Below are 18328 nucleotides of genomic sequence, written 5' to 3'. Positions count from 1 at the left end.
ATTATGAAACGTACTTCCTGATATTTGTGTAGCCAAGCACGATCTTGCTGACCACGTTAGCAACGTTCGTTGCGAGATATTCGGGCGGAGGTGTCCAATTTGCAGGCTGTGCGAGGGCGATATCTACGGCGCTCATTATAGCGTCCGGCTCTGCTCCGCTGAGGATATTGCTCCCGCACTCTATCGTCTCGGGCCGTTCCGTAACGTCGCGGATCGTAACATTTGGAACGCCGAAAATACAGCACTCTTCTTGCACCGTCCCACTATCAGTCAAGACCGCGAGTGCATTTTTTTCGAGTTTCACAAAGTCAAAGAAACCCATCGCATCCACCAGACAGATAAGCGAGGTGTCTATGTTCGTCTCAAACTCTTTGATCTTACTGGCGGTTCGCGGATGAACACTCACGAATATCGGCTTCTGGTACTTCGACGCGACTTTCGAGAGCCCGGTGAAAATTCCCTGAAGACGTTCTCGAAGGTCGACATTTTCCGACCGGTGCAAAGTGACGAGAAAGTACCCAAACCGCTCAATTCCCAGCCTTGATAAAGCTTCACTTTCATCGATTCGCGACGAGAAAGATTCGAGAACCTCATTGATCGGATTGCCCGTTATATAGATCCGTTCCCGCTCAATGCCCTCTTTGACGAGGTTTTCCTTGCTGCGTTCGGTGTAGGGCATCAAGATCGTGCTCGAGTGGTCGATCAGCCGGCGATTTATTTCTTCCGGAACGCGGTCGTCATAACATCTGTTACCAGCTTCCATATGGAAAATGGGAATTCGCCGCCGAGCAGCTACGATTGAACTGAGAGCACTGTTGGTATCGCCAAGTATCAAAATCTTGTCAGGACGCTTCTCCTCAAGCACGCGATCGATGCCCGCGAGTATCTGCGATGCCTGATCCCCGAAACTCGTTGAACGAATACCAAGATGAACGTCGGGCTGGCGAACTTCGAGGTCGCGGATGAAGATGTCACTTAGACTTTCGTCGTAATTCTGGCCGGTATGGACAGTGGTGTGGTCGCAATGTTGGTCAAGGACCTTCATCACAAGCGAAAGCCGGATTATCTCCGGCCTCGTCCCAAAAATCGTCATTACTCGCATCTTGCTCTACCCCGTTGCGGTCAGAAAACTCGCGATCTCGCCGCCCGCACTGCTTAACAGCTCCCGAAGCTCGGTACCGGAAACATTATCATCTTTTGAAGAATACTCTGCCGATAGCGCAGGTGTGAACTCATCTTCCCCACGCACCTCCGGCAGAACCGGAAGGATTGCAAAATAATCTCCGCGTTCGACCGTCCGATAGCATTCTTCCTCGGAAACCATGATCTCGTGTATCTTTTCACCCGGCCTGATACCGGTGAAAACGATCGGCAGGTCGGCATCGCCCATCAGCGCTTTTGCGACGTCGACGATCTTTGCAGCGGCGACCTTCGGTACAAACGTCTCGCCCGGCTTGCCGGTTCTGATCGCGGCGAAGACAGTGTCAACGGCCCGGTCCAGGCTGAGCAAGAACCTCGTCATCTCGGGCAAAGTAACCGTGAGCGGTTGCTTCTTCTGAACTTGTTCAACGAACAAAGGAACGATCGAACCTCGCGAAGCGATGACGTTTCCGTAGCGGACGCACATTATCCGGCATTTTGGAAGGTCGCGGTTCGCCTCGAGAAGCACACGCTCCTGCAAAGCCTTCGTCATTCCCATGACGTTGATTGGCTTGCATGCTTTGTCAGTTGAAATTCCGACCACTGTCTCGACCGGCAACCGAAGTTCCCTTATCGCACGGACAATATTTGCCGCACCATTGATGTTTGTTAATACGGCTTCGTACGGAAAGTACTCACAGCTCGGAACCTGCTTCAGCGCGGCCGCATGGAAGACGACATCGGCATCCGTCATCGCTGCTGCAAGTGAGGCATAGTCGCGGACGTCGCCGATCCTAAACTGCAGCACGTTTTGCGAGTTCTGATAGATGACCTCATCGGTCGCGGCCGTGCGGTGCATATACTCAAGCCGCATAAAATGCTGCTTGGCTTCGTCGCGAGAGAAGATCGTGATCCGCTCAGGCATCCCCATTTCTCCGGTCAGCAGTCGCCGTACCAGGGTTTTGCCAAGCGAGCCGGTTCCGCCGGTCACCAGAATCTTTTTGCCTTCAAAAGGCGTTGTCATTTCCATTTATCGTATGGTGTCGGGTCTTCAGCCATCGACCTGACCATTTCCGGCCAATCCGGAGGAGCGAAGCCCGTCAGCGACCGAAAAACGCTCGAATCAAGGCTACGGTCGATCTCAAAGTCATCATCAGGCACGATCTCAATTTCGCGTGAATATGCTTGCCCAACAAGTTGGAGCAACTCGAACTTGTTTATCGGGTCGCTCGAAACGTGATAAAGGCCAGAAAGTTCGGACTGTTCTGCGATCAAACCCCTGATTATATCGGCAAAGACTATAGTTGGAAAGCCGGAATAGATCGCCTTTCGAAAACCCTTTACTTTGCTTCCCTCATTTCCCAGAAACCACTCAACGAGGCTGTGGCCCGCTGAAAGCTCCCGGCCAATGATCGAAGTCCGGACCGTAAGGCAATTTGCTGCGGTGACCTCGCCCCAATGCTTGCTTTGTCCGTATAGGTCGAGTGCATCGGGGGCGTCGATTTCACGATACATTCCCCGGGTTCCTGCGAAAACGCAGTCGGTCGAGACCGTGATCAACCGGAACCCATATTTGGCGCTTAACGCCGCAAGCCGTTGCGGAAAGATCGAATTTGTTTCAAGGGTCGTAATAACGTCTGAGGCAGAGGGCTTTTGCTTGATCACCCCGACTGCGTTGATTACAACGTCGGGAAGGACATTTTGCAATGTTTCGCGCACCGCATTTTCCGACGTTACATCTACATTCTCGATGCAGCTTTCCTGTGGAAGAAAGCCGAAGCGACGCACTGAATCAAAGCTGCCACGCAGGGTGTACTTTACGTCAAATACCTCACCTAACGCTTGAACAAGCTTATGCCCTAGCATTCCCGAACCGCCGAAAATTAGAACCTTCATATGCAACTTTATATGTCGGCAGCCGACAGCTAATCCACTGCTTTAAGGCTTTTCGCCATTCATCATCTCGTTATAGAGCTCTAGATACCGCTCAGCGACGGCTTCGACGCGATATTGTCCGGCATTTTCTGCGCCAAGGTCGCCTAGTTCTAACATCAATTCTGGACTCGATAGAAGGCTCGCAACCCCCTGTCGAATACTTTCAATACTTTCAGGATCAACCAAGACCGCGCCTTTCCCGGCTACGTCTTTCATCGGACTTCGATCACTCGTGACGAGGGGACGCCCAATGGCCTGGGTCTCGATTATCGGCATTCCAAAGCCCTCAAAGAGAGAGCAAAACGCAACAATATCCGCAGCTTCGTATTCTTTCATCATCGAGCTGTCATCAACAAACTCAATATTTGAGTGGTCCGGCGTCTCGTTTTCTAGGTGAGCTCGCTGAGCATTTGAGAGTCTGCCGATCACGCGAAAGTGAACTTTCATCCCGCTCAGAGCACTCGCAGTTCTTTCAAGATTCTTGTGCGGTGCCGTGCCGATCTGTAGTACACGCGGCGGTTGACCCAGAGATTTCGGCCGCCGAGCATACCCCGGCGGAACTGGATTTGGAATTACCGCGATCGACTGGACGTCAACGTCGGCGATCTGGGCGAGAGACCGTCGTGTCGCATCCGAGATCGCGACCGTCTTTCTCGCCCGACGGGACGGACCTTTGAAAAAAAGCCACTGCAACACTTTTTTGCGGAGCCCGCTTCGCAGTTCGAGGATGCCGAGGTCGTGTACGGTCTGGATCGTTTTCGCCGGGGGCAATCTGAGCGCGATGTAATTTATGTGCCCTGCAATATGATAAATATCCGCTGGCTCGGGCTTGAAGCGTAGTAAGTTGCGAAGTACGTCAAGAAATCGATTTCCGTATGGGAGTTTCTGCCGCACGCATTCTACGTCTAGCGAGCGAAGTTCGGTTGTTAGAGTGTCGAATACCCGCTCGATGCTGGGCGTGTCAGCCTCCAGGCGTTCGATGAAGCAGATCTTCATTAGAAACTAACTATCGCGAGACGTGCTGGCGTTGGAGGCCGCGAGCAGGCGATCGATCGTGATAGCGGACGTGCCGACCTGCTGAACAACAATGCCGCCGGCCGTATTGGCAAGCCGGGCAGCCTCCGTCAAGGAAAGGCCAGCGCCGACGGCGACCGCAACAGTTGCAACAACGGTATCGCCGGCCCCGGTAACGTCATAGGTCTGAACGGGTTCTGCTTCGATGTGAACCCGCGTTCCATCCTCGTTAAATAAGGTCATTCCCTTGTCGCCCTGTGTTATCAGCACGTTGCGAATGCCGATCTCGTCGCGTAGCCGAATCCCAGCGCCGTTGATCAACTCCGGATCCTCCTCGCTCATCGACGTTGCTTCGGCGGCTTCCTTCCGATTCGGAGTGATCAGGGTCGCACCTGCGTACTTTGTGTAGTCTTTTCCCTTTGGATCCACAAGCACAGGTGTCCCAGTTTCCGAGCAGCTTTCGATCAGGAATCGAATGATCTTGTCTGTAAGAAACCCTTTTCCATAATCAGATATTACGACCGCTTCTACCGTCGGAAGAAGTTTTTCAAGGATCGCGAGGCTTTCGGTCTCATGCCCTCTTCCAAGCCCTTCGAATGGCTCCTTGTCTACCCTCACGACCTGCTGAGAGTGGGCGATTATTCTTGTCTTCACTGCCGTCGGGAAATTTGAACCTCTTATCAGATTTGCGACCGGGATATTCGAACGCTCAAAAGCTTCCTTCAGTAGCTCGGACTCCGGATCGTTACCCACATACCCGACGACTGCGGCCCTCGCTCCGAGTCCGACGACGTTTGTGGCAACATTGGCAGCTCCGCCAGGGGCATAAGTGTCCCTTCTAAGCCGCACGACGGGAACGGGAGCTTCAGGCGAAATGCGCGTCACATCGCCCCACCAAAAGCGGTCGAGCATGAGGTCACCGACCACAAGAACATTTGTATCGGCGAATTTTTGCGAAATTGTTGTCATTGATCCGATACGGCAAATTCATCAACATACTCACACCAAATATGGGCGACCGTGATGTGCATTTCCTGAATTCTCGCCGTCCGCGAAGACGGCACGAGGACACATTCATCCGAAAGCGAAGCGAGCTTTTTACCACTTTGGCCCGTCAAACCGACTACCTTACATCCTATCTGACGAGCGGCCATCACGGCGGCAATTACGTTTGGTGAGTTCCCGCTCGTCGATATCGCTATCAGGCAGTCTCCGGGCACGGCGAGGGCCTCGACCTGACGAGCAAAAACTTGTTCGAAGCCGTAATCATTGGCGATCGCCGTCAAGGCTGAAGTATCAGTTGTTAATGCAATTGCCGGAAGTGCCCTTCGTTCCTTTTCGTACCGGCCACTAAACTCTGTAGCCAGGTGCTGAGCATCTGCGGCGCTACCGCCATTCCCACAAATAAGAACTTTACCGCCATTCTGGAGCGTCGTGATGATGATTTGGGCAGAGCTTTCGATCGCACCCATCAAAAGATCGTCGGCTTGCTCAAATACTCGCTTATGTTCTTCGAACGACGCGTCTACTATGCTTTTCGGTTCGAATTCTGAAGCTTCGTTTTCATCTGGCCCATCGTCCTTTTCGATAGTCTCGATCAAACTAGACGACGAAAAGCCCTCGACCAGAGGAAGCGAGACGACCTGCCCACCAAGCCTCTTGACGAAGTCAGTCCCAATGATCTCACTTTCCTTCCAGTCTCCACCCTTTACCAAAACATCAGGCTTAATGTCGTTTATCAGCCTTTCGGGCGTAAGTTCTTCAAATATATGGACTTCGTCGACCGCATGAAGAGCAAGCAAGACCTTTTTTCGCGACTCCTGGTCGACAACCGGCCGGCCTGGTCCTTTGATCTTGCGAACGGACACATCACTATTGATTCCGACGACGAGTCGATCGCCAAGCGCCCGAGCGCGCTCCAAAAGGCTAACGTGACCCGGGTGGATCAGATCGAAGCATCCGTTTGTAAAGACGATCTTCGGCATCTTGCTTTCTATTTCTTAACGGCGACGATCAGCCGTTGCGAAGCCAACTCACGGTCTTCCCGACCGAAAAGCCCCTCCATCTCGAGGCATTCTGTTACCTCAAATCCACTTTCGGACAGCATCTGACCGAACGTTTCCTCTGTTCGGCCGAAACAATGGAGACCGTACTTGAACTTAAGGCGTCCTTTTGCTGACGCATCAGCTCGCCACTCGGCCTCGGTCCTCCACGCGTCATCCGGAAGCTGAACATGAAGGATCAACTTACCCTTGTCTTGCACATATCGGGCACAGTTCTCCAACATCGACTGGAAGACTTCGTCGGTCATATGTTGGATGACTGCATAACTATATATCGCATTTACGCCACCTTTGGGGATAACGTCTTCGGAATCCTTTGCGTGAACAAACTCGATGTTCTCTCGGCCGTTCAAGATCTTACCGCATGCGAGTGCACCGTCGGAGATATCAAGTGCGTATATTTTCCGGACATGTGGCGAGACCGCGGCCGCTACAAATCCCGGGCCGCAACCATAGTCGACCACTACATCATCGGACTTGAGATAGCCAGCTAGAACTTTTTCGTAGATCTCGATCCTCGTCTCGACTATTACATCGAAAACCCTGTTAAGAAAAGCATCGGTCGTTTCATCCGCTCGTTTTGTTGAGGTGCCATCGATAAAGTAATGCGGACTCATCGAAAGCAACCTCAAGGCCCATTTCTTTTGGTTTTCGCCTTTTAACCTTGCGAGGAAGCCGGGAACCCACTTCGCCCCTAGAAAATTCTGCTCGCCGCTGCCAAGGGCAAGGGTCCATTTTACGAGGTCAAGCGTTCGCGACATTTCTTCGTGTTAAAAGTAGATTGGCAAGGAACAAAGCCACAGCGACAATGAAAACTGTTCGTATCACCGAAGGAAAGATAATAGCGAAAAATGCCTCGTAAGAAACAACCGTGAGCAGCATAAAATAGGCGACCTTTCGCCACATTGTCGAGTATGGGGTCTCGATCAAAGCGGCGTAAATGAACCGCAAATAGAAGCCGAGGAACATCATCCCGATCGGAATTCCTATCGGCCCGAAGTTCCGTAAAAGGTCAGCGAACGGTGAGATCGCGAAGGAATTATCACCGTAACTAAAATAAAGGTCACTGTACGCTCGCGGGTCGGATGTTGTCGGCTTCTCCGGCCAAAAAAAGCGCGGTATGAATGATGTATAAAGATCGTTCAGAATATTATTCTCAAGTCCATATGCGGCCTCATAAGGCGCAAGTTTCTCGTAGTTTGAAACCACGATCGCGACCGAAGTGAGGTTTTCGATGCGGTGTGCTAGTGCTTGGATCGTGTCCCCAAATACGACGGTCGGGTCCTCTTCAAGGAGATAATCAACGGTTGCCACAGCCTGGCCCAAATAGTCGCCGGCACCAACGCGGGCCTCAGAGCCCTTGATGTTGCGGAAACTCGTTCCATACGCAACCCCGATCAGCAATGCCAAAGTTGCCGCCATACCGAAAATCGCGGTGTACTGCCACTTGATCTTGCGGCCGGAATGGTAAAAAGCGAATGCGATCGGCAAAAGCCCGATGATCAAGCTGCTTCGGCTACCAAGCAAGGCCATTCTGAGCGGGATCAAAGCGAGTAACAGACCGATAGTCAAATAGAAGATCCCGGAACGCTGCTTCGTTGTGAAGACGGCAAGCCAGAGAATTAATCCGCCAACGGTCAGAACGATCACAAGAAACGAAATAAGCCCGTCAAAGGCTCCGATCTCGATATTCCTCTGGAATCCAAGAAGGCCTTGAAGAAACCCGAAGATATTAAGCCCAGAGCCAAGTATGATCAATACAAAACCGGCGAGCCAAACTTGATCGGGATTCCATTCCCTTTTAGGCATAAACGGTTCGATACGTTCCGCGAGCCAACGGCCAAAAGGTGAAAAATAACCCGCTGTGAGGCCAAGAAATCCAATTGAGATGTATACGAGGGTAAGCGGAATATTGTACTGAGGGTCCTCAATGAACGAGATAAAGAACCACTCAACCCAGTCAAAAGCGACGATCACGCCGCCGACGACGAACGCCGGCAATAGATAGGACCATGCAGCAAAAACAAGCGGGTGAAATAGGTCGAACCGGCCCTTCCAGTATAAATAGGCGCTTGGGGCGAGTATTACGATCGCGGTTAGAAAAACCCAAGGAAGCACATAAAAATTCCGATAGCTGGTTCCGATCTCATTTGAATACCAAATGAAACCGAAACCGACCAAAAACACGAGTCCCCACAACACAAGAACCGGACCGAGCATGCTGTTCCCGAACCCGAGTTTCTGCGTGTTTTGAATTCCGGAGAATGCCATCTGAATCGATCTACTCTGCGCCCTCAGTTCGCTTCCGGCAAACTGCGATCACACCGTCGCTAAGCTGCGGGAACAAGGCAACCGAGACGTCGTTTACTGCTCGATAATACCATTTCAGCGTGCCGCGATGCTCAACGCCGAGATCGTAAAAATTGAACTCATCTATTGTAAGGCCGCTATTATCGATCAACTTTTTCAGGGTCCGGTATGAATAATAGGCAACGTGATCCGGGTGAACCGGCTCGTTTTGGCCGCCTTTACCGCGAAAGCCATATATCACAAATCGAAAAGCGCAAAAGGCATTTACTGTTGTGATCGCGAGCTTTGTCTCGGAATTCATGAATCGCTGGATTCCCTTTAGAAAGAGGCCCGGATTATTCAGGTGTTCGATCATCTCGCCGGCAATGATGACGTCGAATTCGCGCTCGAGGGTCACCTCCTCAAGGCGTTCCAGATCCGCTCGGTAAAGTTCTCCAAAACCGCGTTCCGTCAAGAGATCGATCCCCTCTTGGTCGAAATCGAAACCGGTTAGCTCATCGGCAATTGCAGCGAGGTCAGCATGGAGGAGCGAACCGGCGGCGATCGAGTCAAGCGTGTAGGGAAAATTGGTGCAGCCAAGGTGGAGCACACGCTTGCCCTTGGCAAGCTCTTTAAGAAACTGAACTCTTTGAACGCTTTTGAATCCGACGGTCATGCAGTTCGGGACCTGATCGCTGAAAAGATCGCATTCTTTTCAGACTGGTCCAAATACCCCAAAACCCAAAGAATACCACAATATAGAAGCCCGCTGCAGGCAACCGCTACGATGTAAGCCGGCCACGCAAGAGAGAAGGTTTGCAGAGAGAAGAAAAGTAGTGTCGCTGCGAGAATCGCGGCTACTAGCAACCGAAAAGAATTGCGTAACCAAAACATTCCGTCGAACTTACCAAAGAGCCACCGCTCAAATGTAAAGATCGAGAAGAACATCACCGAAAAGCCCGCTAGACGCGACAACGCCATCCCGACATTCCCGTATTTGGTCGTCAAAAGCATAAGGGACAGCGTCACAACAAAGCAGATCGCGGAAACATAAAGATTGTGCTTGGGAACCCCAAGGCCTTCGCGCATGAACCACGCGACGCCGGCAATCGAAAGAAGTGAAAATGTGATCGTGTGGATCTTCAAGATCGCCGTTGCCTCATCGGCAAATTGCTGGCCCATCCAAAGGGTTAGGAACGACCCTCCCGAGACAAGAAGGACCGCCGTAACAAACACAACGATCACTCCGATCAGTTTGGTCGACCGGTCATAGAGCTTCTTCAGCCGGCCAAGATCCTGATTCTGTTCACTTGCGACCGGCGCAATGGCTAACAGTAGGCTGGTTGAAAACCCGTGAAGGTATAGGCCGATCGCCATTGCTACGACATAATAGGTCAGCTGATCGCTCCCGAGGACTCGCGTTATGTATCCGCGTTCAAAGAGCAGAAGCACATTCCCCAAAAGCTGGTAACCAACAACGCCGCCCGTATAAAGAAAAACCTTCCGCAAGGATTCGCGGTCAAAACCGGAGAATAGATTGATATCGGCAAGGAGACGCTTTGCGGAGACGGCATGAACAACGACCGAAATCATCAGCACGCCGAGATTCCATGCAAGCAAAGCTTCAAGTCCATAACCCGCGACGGCAAGAGTGAGATTCCCGAGGACAACGGCAAAGTTGGTCAGGTTAAAGAGCTTTGAATACAAGTCGAAACGATGCAGCCCCTGCAGTACCGACCCGAATAGCTGATTGATCAGCGTTACGACAATGATGCCAGCGGCGATGTATAGAGCATTTATCGCACCGTCCTGGAAGCGAGCCTCGATCCCGAGAACGCTGACGACCAGCCACGGTGCGAGAAAGCCGATGAGAAGTACCGCTGCAGCTCCTAGAGCTATACTCACGATCAAACTGCTCGATACTATCGGCCCAATTTTTTGCCGATCTTCTGTCGCCTGATATTCGGCCACATATTTCGCCGCGGCCCGACCAACGCCAAAGTTGAATGAGTAGCTGATGATTCCGAGAACAAGTGCGTAAATGCCGTAGCCCTCAAGCCCGAGGGCTCGGACGATGAACGGCGTCGCGATCAGGCTAAGCAGCATCGGGCCGACCCACGTCAACGCACCGAAGGAGATACTCCTGATAACATTGTTCCCTGTTTGCATCAGTTGGCCCCGAGTGCGTAAAGGTAAGAGGCGAGAACTTTTCGTGCCACAACGCGTTCGTCGAAGTTTGCATTCACATAAGCTTTTCCCGCAGTGGCGAGTTCTTCAGCGAGTTGATGATCCGATGCAAGCCGAAGTATCGCTTCCCCAAGTGAATCTGCATCGCCAGGCTCGACTAAAAGCCCGGTCTGCTCATGAATGACCGCCTCAGGAATTGCATTGACGTTTGTTGAAATCGCCGGAAGCCCCATAGCCATCGCTTCGAGAAGAGCAACCGGGAGACCTTCAACAAAGCTCGGCAGCACGAAAATGTCCCCTAATGAAAAGAAGCCGAGCACGTCATGGCGTTCCTTTCCTATTTCATCCGAGATCACCAGCCGAAAACGCTCGCCGAGCCCGTAGCCTTTGATACGTTCCAACGCTTCTTGATCTGCGGGCAAAGGTGACAGCCAAACGAACCTCAACGAAGGGTCTTTCGCGGCCGCTATTTGAGCTGCATCGACGAACACCCACCTTCCCTTACGGTCGATAAAGTTACCAACGCAAAGTACCGCAATCTCGTCTTCGCGTAGCCCGATGAATTCTCGGAATTTCGCACGGATCGAAGGGTCACTTGCGATCGGCCCGATCTCATCTGGGTTCATACTCGTATAGGTGACCTGTATATCTTCAGCAGTGCGTTTCGAATAATGCCGGGAGAAATAGTTCTTTGCGTCTTCGTTTGAGCAAAATACGTGAAAATTCCGAAACCTTGAAATGACCGAGCACTTAAGTCTCCAGATTGCTTCACGAATCGGGACAACTTCCGGCAACCGATTGTGCGAGGTGATGAACACTTCAGCGTACAGCGTGGCCCAAATAAGCGGGATAAGCGAATAATGCGGAAGCAGATCGAGGTGAATAACCCCGTCGGGTCCGAGTTCAGCGATCTTTCGCATCATTCGGTACTCGGTCTTCATTTTTCGAAAACGAGACCTGATGCTCCCGACAAGTCCTCCCGCCGGCTTGGTATTTATCGATCCTTCAAAAAAATGTCGCTCAACGCCCAGATCGTCAATAAATTTCAACACTTTTGGGTCTGAACCGGTGGGAAGGACGACGGACACGCGAAAGATCTTCCTAACCTCACGAATTATCGCGAATAGGTGTATCTGCGCACCACCCCACTCGAGATAGTTCCAGGCATAGATTGCTTGTCGCATAAGAGCAAAATGTGTATTTTAAGGTCAGCATGGAAAATATCCTAGTGACGGGCGGCTCCGGTTTAGTGGGCCGCCATCTTAGTAAATACCTTCCGGATGCAGTTTACGTTTCTTCCAAGGAGTTCGACCTCCGCCGCGAGGAAGATGTCCGAAGGCTGTTCACGTCGAAGTGGGACCGGGTCATTCACCTTGCCGCCCGGGTCGCCGGCATACTCGATAACAAGTCGCGCCCTGCGGAGTTTCTCGAAGATAACCTCTTGATTAACACTCTCGTCTTGAAGTACGCCCGCGAAACGGGGGTTCGGCGGTTCACTGCAGTGCTTTCCACCTGTATTTATCCGGACGTGGCGAACAGTTACCCAATGACCGAGGAAATGCTCCACGATGGGCCGCCGCAGGTGACGAACTTCGGCTATGCGATCAGCAAACGAACACTGGCCGCCCACATTGACGCGAGCAACGCTCAATACGGAACAAGCTACAACTATCTTATTCCGTGCAATCTATACGGTGAATTCGACAAGACCGACAAGAACAAGAGCCATTTCGTTACGGCACTGCTCGTCAAGATAATCGAAGCCGAGCAGCAAGGTGCCGGGAAGATAAATCTGCTCGGGACCGGAAAGCCTTTGCGGCAGTTCATGCACGCCGAGGATCTGGCAAGAGTGCTTGCCGAGTGTGTTGAAAAGGACGTAACCGAAAACTTTAACGTCGCGGTTTCTGAGAACCTCTCGATCCGGGAGATCGCCGAGATCGCTTTGAAGGCGACGGGAAATGAAAGTCTTTCAATAGAATTTGACTCAAGCGGGCCCGATGGGCAGTTTCGCAAAGATGTCTCGAATGCGAAGATGCTGGAGATCTTCCCCGATTTTGAATTCACCGGTCTAGCCGAGGGTCTCCGCCGCGTGTATTCTTATTACAAGTCAATTGATCGATCATGAAAACGGCTTTGATTACCGGAATTAACGGGCAGGATGGAAGTTATCTTTCAGAATTGCTCCTGGAAAAAGGCTACGAGGTGCATGGCATCCTCAAGCGCAACTCCGTCGCTGAAACGCAGACGACAAGGATCGAGCACATACGCTCGGACCTGCGACTCCACTACGGTGACATTACAGACCTCTCGTCGCTTGTTTATGTGATAAAAGAGACGTCGCCCGATGAGATCTATCATCTAGCTGCGCAGTCGCACGTACGGATCTCGTTCGATCAGCCGATCTACACCGCCAATGCGACCGGGCTTGGCACGCTTAATTTGTTGGAAGCCGTCCGTCTCACAAAACCCGACATTAAGATGTACCAAGCCTCGTCGTCAGAAATGTTCGGAAACACGATCGATGAAGACGGCTTTCAGCGTGAGACGACTCCGATGAATCCGGTTTCGCCCTACGGGTGCTCGAAGGTATTCTCCTATCACTTGGCCAGAAATTATCGAAATTCTTACAAGCTATTTGTAAGCAATGGCATTCTTTTCAACCATGAAAGCCCGCGTCGCGGAACCAACTTTGTGACCAATAAGGTTTGTAAAGAAGCGGTCCGGATCAAGTATGGTCAAACCGATCGGCTAGAGCTTGGAAATCTCGACGCAACGCGCGACTGGGGCCACGCGAAGGATTATGTGCTGGCAATGTGGATGTTGCTCCAGCTTGATGAACCGGGCGACTACGTTTGTGCAACCGGCATTTCACACAGCGTACGCGATCTGGTGAACTACGTTTTCGCAAAGCTCGAACTCGATCCGGAAGCCTACGTTCGTGTCAGCGAACGGTTCCTCCGTCCCGAAGAACTTCACAATCTCAAAGGCGACTCATCGCTGCTGCGGAGTGTTACGGGCTGGAAGCCCGAATACACTTTCGAATCTATGCTCGATGAGATGACCGATTATTGGCTCGAGGAACTCCGTCCGGCCTATTCGTCCGGAGCGACGACCTTGTCTGCATAGAGGTCTTTTAGTAGCGGCTCCGGAGCGACCTCCGCGTACGAGGTCTCGTAGTTCCGCCCGATCAGGTATCGGACATAGAAGACCGGCGTTGCGATGAGGCCGGAAAATTTATTCGGAGCTCCATAAAGATTCGCAAACGTCCGGCGCCAGAGGCTATTGGCATTGCCCTTGTCGAGGAAAAGGGTCCGCAGCTTCTTCGCGAGAGGCATTTTCCCTACCGATGGCGGCGACGTGTTTGGTTGGCAAAAAGCCCGGGCGCGTGGGTCGATCAAAAGCGTCCAACCTGCCCGACGCATCCGCGGCGTGTACTCGGCGTCGCCGTAATGCGGGAACCGCTTCTCATCCATCAGCCCGCACTCGCGGACTGCCTCGACCGGAAAAAGAACACAATTGCCGACGATGATCTCAACCTCCCAAGCCTGTTGCGGCACGGTCCAGACGGTCTGCTGCTGCCAGTGGCGAAAGCCACCCCAGAATGCATTCCATTTCGGCGCGACCTGAAAGACCCGATGCGGTTGATCCCAAAGAAGAAGCAGAGCTCCGACTACGGATCTCGGATGCTTCTCGGCAGTCTCGATCATATTTTGTAGAAGCTGTTGATCGAAGACCGTGTCGTTGTTGATCGAAAGAATATAATCGGGGTCTCGGCGAAGGGCAGCTTCAAAACCACGGTTCATTCCGCCGCTGAACCAGAGATTTCCATCGCCAGTGATTATCTCGACGTCCGGATATTCCGCACTTACCCTCTCGGCCGTATCATCGGTCGAGCCGTCATCGACAATGACCGTAAACACCTCAAGTCCGGTGATATCCAGCCGCGCAATGCTTCGAAGGCAAAGCAATGTAAGGTCACACCGATTGTGGACCGGTGTGACGATGGCAACTCGCTTTTTCTCGGCAATAGGGGACATCAAAGGACAGAGTTAACGACGTCAGCGACATATTCGACCTCAGCATCGGTCATCTCATGATTGTTCGGGATGTACATTCCGTTGTCGTGAACGATATCGGCAAACGGAAGCTCAGCGTGTCCGTAGCGTTCATACCAGAACGGATGCCGGGCGATCGACCCGCACACCAGCGGCCGCGAATCAACACCGGCCTCGGTCAATGCATTTACCACCTCATCTCGTCTGTCGGTGATGAGCGGGTAACAGAAATTAGAAACCAGCGTTCCCTCGCGTTGTCGAACCTTGTATTGATAATCTTTTATGGCTGCATCGTAATGCAGAAAATTTCGATTGCGGCTCTCGACGACCGAGTCGGCCTTCCGCAATTGTCCCAATCCAAGGAACGCTTGCAGGTCAGTCGATCGGACATTAAAGCCCGGATGATAGAACGTGTAAAATGCCCGGAAATCATCAATACCGTATTTGGCCCGCAGCTCTTTCTGTTTCGCATTCGGCAGGTCGCGGTCCCAACCGTGGCTCCTCAAAGAGACGAGCAGGTCTTTCATCTCCAAATCATTGGTACAGACCATTCCGCCTTCTATCGTCGAAAGGTGATGGCCGAAATAGAGCGAAAAGCTGCTCATCAGTCCAAAATTACCTGTCCTGATCGCGCGGTATTCCGAACCAAGGCTTTCACACGAGTCCTCAAGCAATACGATGTCCCGCTCGTTACAAATAGCCATGATCTCGTCCATCTTGTTCGGGAAGCCAAGAACGTGGACCAGAATGATCGCCGCCGGGTCGTGCTCGTCAACGAGTTTGCTGAGATGATCGGTGTCCAAACCGAGGGTTACGGGATCGCAATCGCATACGATCGGCTCGAGGCCAAATTGGATCACCGGGGCAACGGTCGTCACCCACGAAACTGCCGGCACGATCACCTTTTTGTTCTTCAGCCGCCCGGAGAGGAGCAATGCATAGAACATCAGGAGGTTTGCTGACGACCCGGAGTTGACGAAAACAGAATACTTACAACCCTGCCAGCTCGACCACTTTTCCTCGAATTCAACTGTAAGCTCGCCTTTTGTCAGACGCGGGAACGTACGAAGCCAGTCAGAAAGAGCCATTAGCTCTTCCTGACTGATCGTATCCTTTACCAATGGGACTTTAACCGGAATTCCAACTGCCACTATTCTTCGTCCTGCCTGTAGTGGCCTTGATTGTAATAGCTCTGATAGTAGTGGTAATGATCCTGCGACCGGATGTCGACGTTGTTGAGCACAACACCGAATATGCGGGCACCAACGTCGTTCAGGAGTTGTTTGGCGCGCCGAACGATCTGCCGCGAACTCTTGCCGGAATGAACCACGAGAATGACGCCATCAACCATCGACGCGATCAGCACACCGTCCGTAAAGGAGGTAATCGGCGGCGAATCGATGACCACGTGGGTGAAATGCTTCTGTAGCGTGACAAGAAGCTCCGCCATCGGCTGTGAGCCGATAAGCTCGGCTGGGTTGGGCGGTATCGGGCCGGACGTCAAGAGATTAAGCTTGCTGTTCGGTTCCTGCTGGATCACCGCAAGGATCTCCTTTTCCGACATTTGGCTGGAGAGGATCGTACTCAACCCTTCGCCATTCGAAATACCGAAAACAGAATGAAGTCGCGGCCGCCTCATGTCGGCATCGATAACAAGAACTTTGGCACCCGTCTGAGCAAGGCTGATCGCTGTATTGGTCGCGGTCGTGGTTTTGCCCTCCGAAGGCAAACTTGAGGTCACGAGAAGCGATTTCGGAGCGTGGCCCGCGGTTGAAAGGAGGATCGACGTGCGAAGCTGCCGATACGCTTCCGCAAGCGATGACCGTGGGTCTGTGTTAATGAGAAGTTCCGAATTCACCGGAACCGATTCATCGTCCTCCTTATCAGAACCGCCGACGAGTAAGAGCTTCCGCTTTGGCAATGAATCGAGAGAAGGAATTGCCGCAAGTGCAGGAAGCTGGAGGTAGCTTTCTATCTCCTCGGTCGTACCGATCGTGTCATCGAGATACTCGAGGAAAAGTGCCAAACCCATTCCGAAAAGCGTCGAAAGAAACAGAGCTGCAAGGACCGTCGAGGTTCTACTCGGAGAAATCGGATTCTTTGGCGGGATCGCATACTGTGCAACGCGAATATTGTTGTCAGACCCCTGTGACGCAACATCGTTAGAGCTCTGCTGCTTCCGCAGATTGTCGAGAAAGCCCTTGTTCGTCTCGATATTCTGCTGGAGCAGCTTGATCATCACGGCACCGGCATTCTGGCCCTGTGCTTCCTGAAATTGAACATTGAAGGCGGACCGAATCTTGTCTTCTTTCTCTTGGGCCCGCCGATACTGCGTTTCGAGGACCTTCAACAAATTGTCGGCGGTCCGGCTGCGATATGCCTGGATCTCGGCCTGAGCCTTCTCCGTAGCAGTGGCCAAAGAATCTTCAAGACTCTTGATCTGAGAATCGATCTCCTTTATCTCCGGTGCAGTTGGAAGAAATTCTTCCAGGAGCTTCGCTCGGTTTGCCGTCAGCCCTGCAATCGTCTTCTGAGTCTCGTTGCGATAATTCAAAAGAAAATTCTCGCGTTCGGTAATGTAGCGGGCACTCTCGGCTTCGGCCAACGCAGCGACCCTTTCAGGATTGTTGCGAACGGACAGATACTGTGCCTCGGCCGTTTTTCTTTCGTTCTCGACCGTGAGCAGGTCTTTGTTTAGCCCAGCAAGCCGTTCAAGTACGATCGTCTGATCGCCCGGCGTTTTTAAGATCCCTTCCGACCTTTCAAGTTCAACGAGCTTAAGTTCGTCCCGACGCACATCAGACTGCAGGTCAGCGATTCGCTGCTGAAGAAAGTCGCTTGTCTTTCGCGACGTTCCCGAGCGTTGCTCTTGGTTCGCAACGGCGAATGTCTCACCGATCCCGTTCACCACAAACGCAGCTAATTGCGGATCGGTGTTGCGGAAAGCAACTTCGATCAATCGGGTATCTTTCACCGTCGCCCGTGATTCCCTCACCGGTTCGATCGAAATATTGCGTTTGATTATCTCGACATACGGAGCAAGACGTATCGCCTCTGCGATCTCATCCGCCGACATCAGGCCCGAATTCGGTGAGGCCGCAAATTCGCTTAAGGCGGCATCATTCTGCTTATCGTCCGAACTGGCAAGCCCGATCGCGCGGAGAAAGCCGCGGACGGCACCACCTGAGCCCTCCGCTCTCGCGGCCTGAAACTCCTTGTTGGTGTCCAGACTGTGCTCTTTGATAACCCTGCGGAGGATCGTGTCACTGCCAACTAGCTGGAGCTGGGTATTGAAATATGACGGGTCAAGATTAATACTCGGCCGCTGGCGGTCACTTGTGATTAGGTCAGGGTTCGTTTGTTCGAGGTCGACCTGAATGGTCGCCGATGCCTGATAGATATTCGGCTTACGTGCCATGTAGATCGCAACCAGCGTGGTGACCAGCACCGCAATTCCGATCACCAGCCAAAGCCGCTTGCGGATAGCCGACCAATATTCCATCAGGCTAAAGCCTTCGGCTGAATGCAATTCCCTGTAGGCCGGATAACGGCCCGAGCCCGGAACCAACTGTGGATCGAACTGCCTTTCGATATCGGTCGCAGGATCGCTCGGGCTCTTTATGATGTCTCTCGTTTCTCGCATGA

The 18328-nt window shown here is 52.3% G+C and carries 16 protein-coding genes; 2 read left to right on the top strand and 14 right to left on the bottom strand.

Annotated elements, in window-relative coordinates; translation table 11 throughout:
- Window position 1: 1 nt before the first annotated feature.
- Genes wecB through IPM21_17140 form a run of 11 tightly spaced genes read right to left on the bottom strand, consistent with a single transcriptional unit; the run spans window position 2 to window position 11812 of the window.
- Entirely contained in the window at window positions 2-1102 is a 1101-nt protein-coding gene (wecB, locus tag IPM21_17190; GenBank protein ID MBK9165606.1) for a UDP-N-acetylglucosamine 2-epimerase (non-hydrolyzing), read from the bottom strand.
- A gap of 6 nt (window positions 1103-1108) precedes the next feature.
- A complete protein-coding gene (locus IPM21_17185; GenBank protein MBK9165605.1) occupies window positions 1109-2164 on the bottom strand; it encodes a polysaccharide biosynthesis protein in 1056 nt (351 codons plus the stop codon).
- The gene (locus tag IPM21_17180) at window positions 2161-3036 is read right to left on the bottom strand and encodes an SDR family oxidoreductase (protein MBK9165604.1); all 876 of its coding nucleotides are present in this window, start codon (window positions 3034-3036) and stop codon (window positions 2161-2163) included. Before IPM21_17180 ends, IPM21_17185 begins: the two co-directional genes overlap by 4 nt.
- A gap of 42 nt (window positions 3037-3078) precedes the next feature.
- Complete coding sequence (locus IPM21_17175) at window positions 3079-4071, bottom strand: glycosyltransferase (protein MBK9165603.1); 993 nt, start codon at window positions 4069-4071, stop codon at window positions 3079-3081.
- 6 nt (window positions 4072-4077) lie between these two features.
- Window positions 4078-5058 (bottom strand): D-glycero-beta-D-manno-heptose-7-phosphate kinase, encoded by a 981-nt coding sequence (gene rfaE1, locus IPM21_17170; GenBank protein MBK9165602.1) that lies wholly within the window; start codon window positions 5056-5058, stop codon window positions 4078-4080.
- On the bottom strand, window positions 5055-6074 hold the full coding sequence (gene gmhA / locus IPM21_17165; GenBank protein ID MBK9165601.1) for a D-sedoheptulose 7-phosphate isomerase: 1020 nt from the start codon (window positions 6072-6074) through the stop codon (window positions 5055-5057). The genes rfaE1 and gmhA overlap by 4 nt, the downstream gene beginning before the upstream one ends.
- 8 nt (window positions 6075-6082) lie before the next feature.
- Window positions 6083-6913 carry a class I SAM-dependent methyltransferase gene (locus tag IPM21_17160; GenBank protein MBK9165600.1) on the bottom strand — a complete coding sequence of 277 codons (831 nt, stop codon included), beginning with the start codon at window positions 6911-6913 and terminating at the stop codon, window positions 6083-6085.
- Entirely contained in the window at window positions 6897-8423 is a 1527-nt protein-coding gene (locus IPM21_17155; protein ID MBK9165599.1) for a hypothetical protein, read from the bottom strand. Before IPM21_17155 ends, IPM21_17160 begins: the two co-directional genes overlap by 17 nt.
- 10 nt (window positions 8424-8433) lie before the next feature.
- Window positions 8434-9117 (bottom strand): methyltransferase domain-containing protein, encoded by a 684-nt coding sequence (locus IPM21_17150; protein MBK9165598.1) that lies wholly within the window; start codon window positions 9115-9117, stop codon window positions 8434-8436.
- On the bottom strand, window positions 9114-10610 hold the full coding sequence (locus tag IPM21_17145) for an oligosaccharide flippase family protein (GenBank protein MBK9165597.1): 1497 nt from the start codon (window positions 10608-10610) through the stop codon (window positions 9114-9116). The genes IPM21_17150 and IPM21_17145 overlap by 4 nt, the downstream gene beginning before the upstream one ends.
- Complete coding sequence (locus IPM21_17140) at window positions 10610-11812, bottom strand: glycosyltransferase family 4 protein (GenBank protein MBK9165596.1); 1203 nt, start codon at window positions 11810-11812, stop codon at window positions 10610-10612. The genes IPM21_17145 and IPM21_17140 overlap by 1 nt, the downstream gene beginning before the upstream one ends.
- Before the next feature lie 29 nt (window positions 11813-11841).
- Between IPM21_17140 and IPM21_17135 the strand changes: the two genes are divergently transcribed.
- Together IPM21_17135 and IPM21_17130 are read left to right on the top strand one after the other, a co-directional pair.
- Complete coding sequence (locus IPM21_17135; protein ID MBK9165595.1) at window positions 11842-12753, top strand: NAD-dependent epimerase/dehydratase family protein; 912 nt, start codon at window positions 11842-11844, stop codon at window positions 12751-12753.
- On the top strand, window positions 12750-13754 hold the full coding sequence (locus IPM21_17130; GenBank protein ID MBK9165594.1) for a GDP-mannose 4,6-dehydratase: 1005 nt from the start codon (window positions 12750-12752) through the stop codon (window positions 13752-13754). Before IPM21_17135 ends, IPM21_17130 begins: the two co-directional genes overlap by 4 nt.
- Here the strand turns inward: IPM21_17130 and IPM21_17125 are convergent.
- From IPM21_17125 to IPM21_17115, 3 genes are all read right to left on the bottom strand, one after another.
- Entirely contained in the window at window positions 13721-14665 is a 945-nt protein-coding gene (locus tag IPM21_17125) for a glycosyltransferase family 2 protein (GenBank protein MBK9165593.1), read from the bottom strand. The two genes, IPM21_17130 and IPM21_17125, sit on opposite strands and share 34 nt — an antisense overlap.
- On the bottom strand, window positions 14665-15771 hold the full coding sequence (locus IPM21_17120) for a DegT/DnrJ/EryC1/StrS family aminotransferase (protein MBK9165592.1): 1107 nt from the start codon (window positions 15769-15771) through the stop codon (window positions 14665-14667). Before IPM21_17120 ends, IPM21_17125 begins: the two co-directional genes overlap by 1 nt.
- 62 nt (window positions 15772-15833) lie before the next feature.
- Window positions 15834-18326 (bottom strand): polysaccharide biosynthesis tyrosine autokinase, encoded by a 2493-nt coding sequence (locus tag IPM21_17115; protein MBK9165591.1) that lies wholly within the window; start codon window positions 18324-18326, stop codon window positions 15834-15836.
- Window positions 18327-18328 lie beyond the last annotated feature (2 nt).

This window comes from Acidobacteriota bacterium, assembly GCA_016716435.1.
In the GTDB taxonomy this organism is placed as follows: Bacteria; Acidobacteriota; Blastocatellia; order Pyrinomonadales; family Pyrinomonadaceae; genus OLB17.
The sequence above is the reverse complement of the archived record's forward strand: the minus strand, read 5'-3'. Positions and strand labels throughout refer to the sequence as shown.

What these genes read in the sequence shown, in the direction of transcription:
- IPM21_17155 (MBK9165599.1), bottom strand. Translation starts at nt 8,423, where the DNA reads ATGGCATTCTCCGGAATTCAAAACACGCAGAAACTCGGGTTCGGGAAC.
- wecB (MBK9165606.1), bottom strand. Translation starts at nt 1,102, where the DNA reads ATGCGAGTAATGACGATTTTTGGGACGAGGCCGGAGATAATCCGGCTT.
- IPM21_17130 (MBK9165594.1), top strand. Translation starts at nt 12,750, where the DNA reads ATGAAAACGGCTTTGATTACCGGAATTAACGGGCAGGATGGAAGTTAT.
- IPM21_17135 (MBK9165595.1), top strand. Translation starts at nt 11,842, where the DNA reads ATGGAAAATATCCTAGTGACGGGCGGCTCCGGTTTAGTGGGCCGCCAT.
- IPM21_17180 (MBK9165604.1), bottom strand. Translation starts at nt 3,036, where the DNA reads ATGAAGGTTCTAATTTTCGGCGGTTCGGGAATGCTAGGGCATAAGCTT.
- IPM21_17140 (MBK9165596.1), bottom strand. Translation starts at nt 11,812, where the DNA reads ATGCGACAAGCAATCTATGCCTGGAACTATCTCGAGTGGGGTGGTGCG.
- IPM21_17185 (MBK9165605.1), bottom strand. Translation starts at nt 2,164, where the DNA reads ATGACAACGCCTTTTGAAGGCAAAAAGATTCTGGTGACCGGCGGAACC.
- IPM21_17115 (MBK9165591.1), bottom strand. Translation starts at nt 18,326, where the DNA reads ATGCGAGAAACGAGAGACATCATAAAGAGCCCGAGCGATCCTGCGACC.
- IPM21_17160 (MBK9165600.1), bottom strand. Translation starts at nt 6,913, where the DNA reads ATGTCGCGAACGCTTGACCTCGTAAAATGGACCCTTGCCCTTGGCAGC.
- rfaE1 (MBK9165602.1), bottom strand. Translation starts at nt 5,058, where the DNA reads ATGACAACAATTTCGCAAAAATTCGCCGATACAAATGTTCTTGTGGTC.
- IPM21_17120 (MBK9165592.1), bottom strand. Translation starts at nt 15,771, where the DNA reads ATGGCTCTTTCTGACTGGCTTCGTACGTTCCCGCGTCTGACAAAAGGC.
- IPM21_17175 (MBK9165603.1), bottom strand. Translation starts at nt 4,071, where the DNA reads ATGAAGATCTGCTTCATCGAACGCCTGGAGGCTGACACGCCCAGCATC.
- IPM21_17145 (MBK9165597.1), bottom strand. Translation starts at nt 10,610, where the DNA reads ATGCAAACAGGGAACAATGTTATCAGGAGTATCTCCTTCGGTGCGTTG.
- IPM21_17125 (MBK9165593.1), bottom strand. Translation starts at nt 14,665, where the DNA reads ATGTCCCCTATTGCCGAGAAAAAGCGAGTTGCCATCGTCACACCGGTC.
- IPM21_17150 (MBK9165598.1), bottom strand. Translation starts at nt 9,117, where the DNA reads ATGACCGTCGGATTCAAAAGCGTTCAAAGAGTTCAGTTTCTTAAAGAG.
- gmhA (MBK9165601.1), bottom strand. Translation starts at nt 6,074, where the DNA reads ATGCCGAAGATCGTCTTTACAAACGGATGCTTCGATCTGATCCACCCG.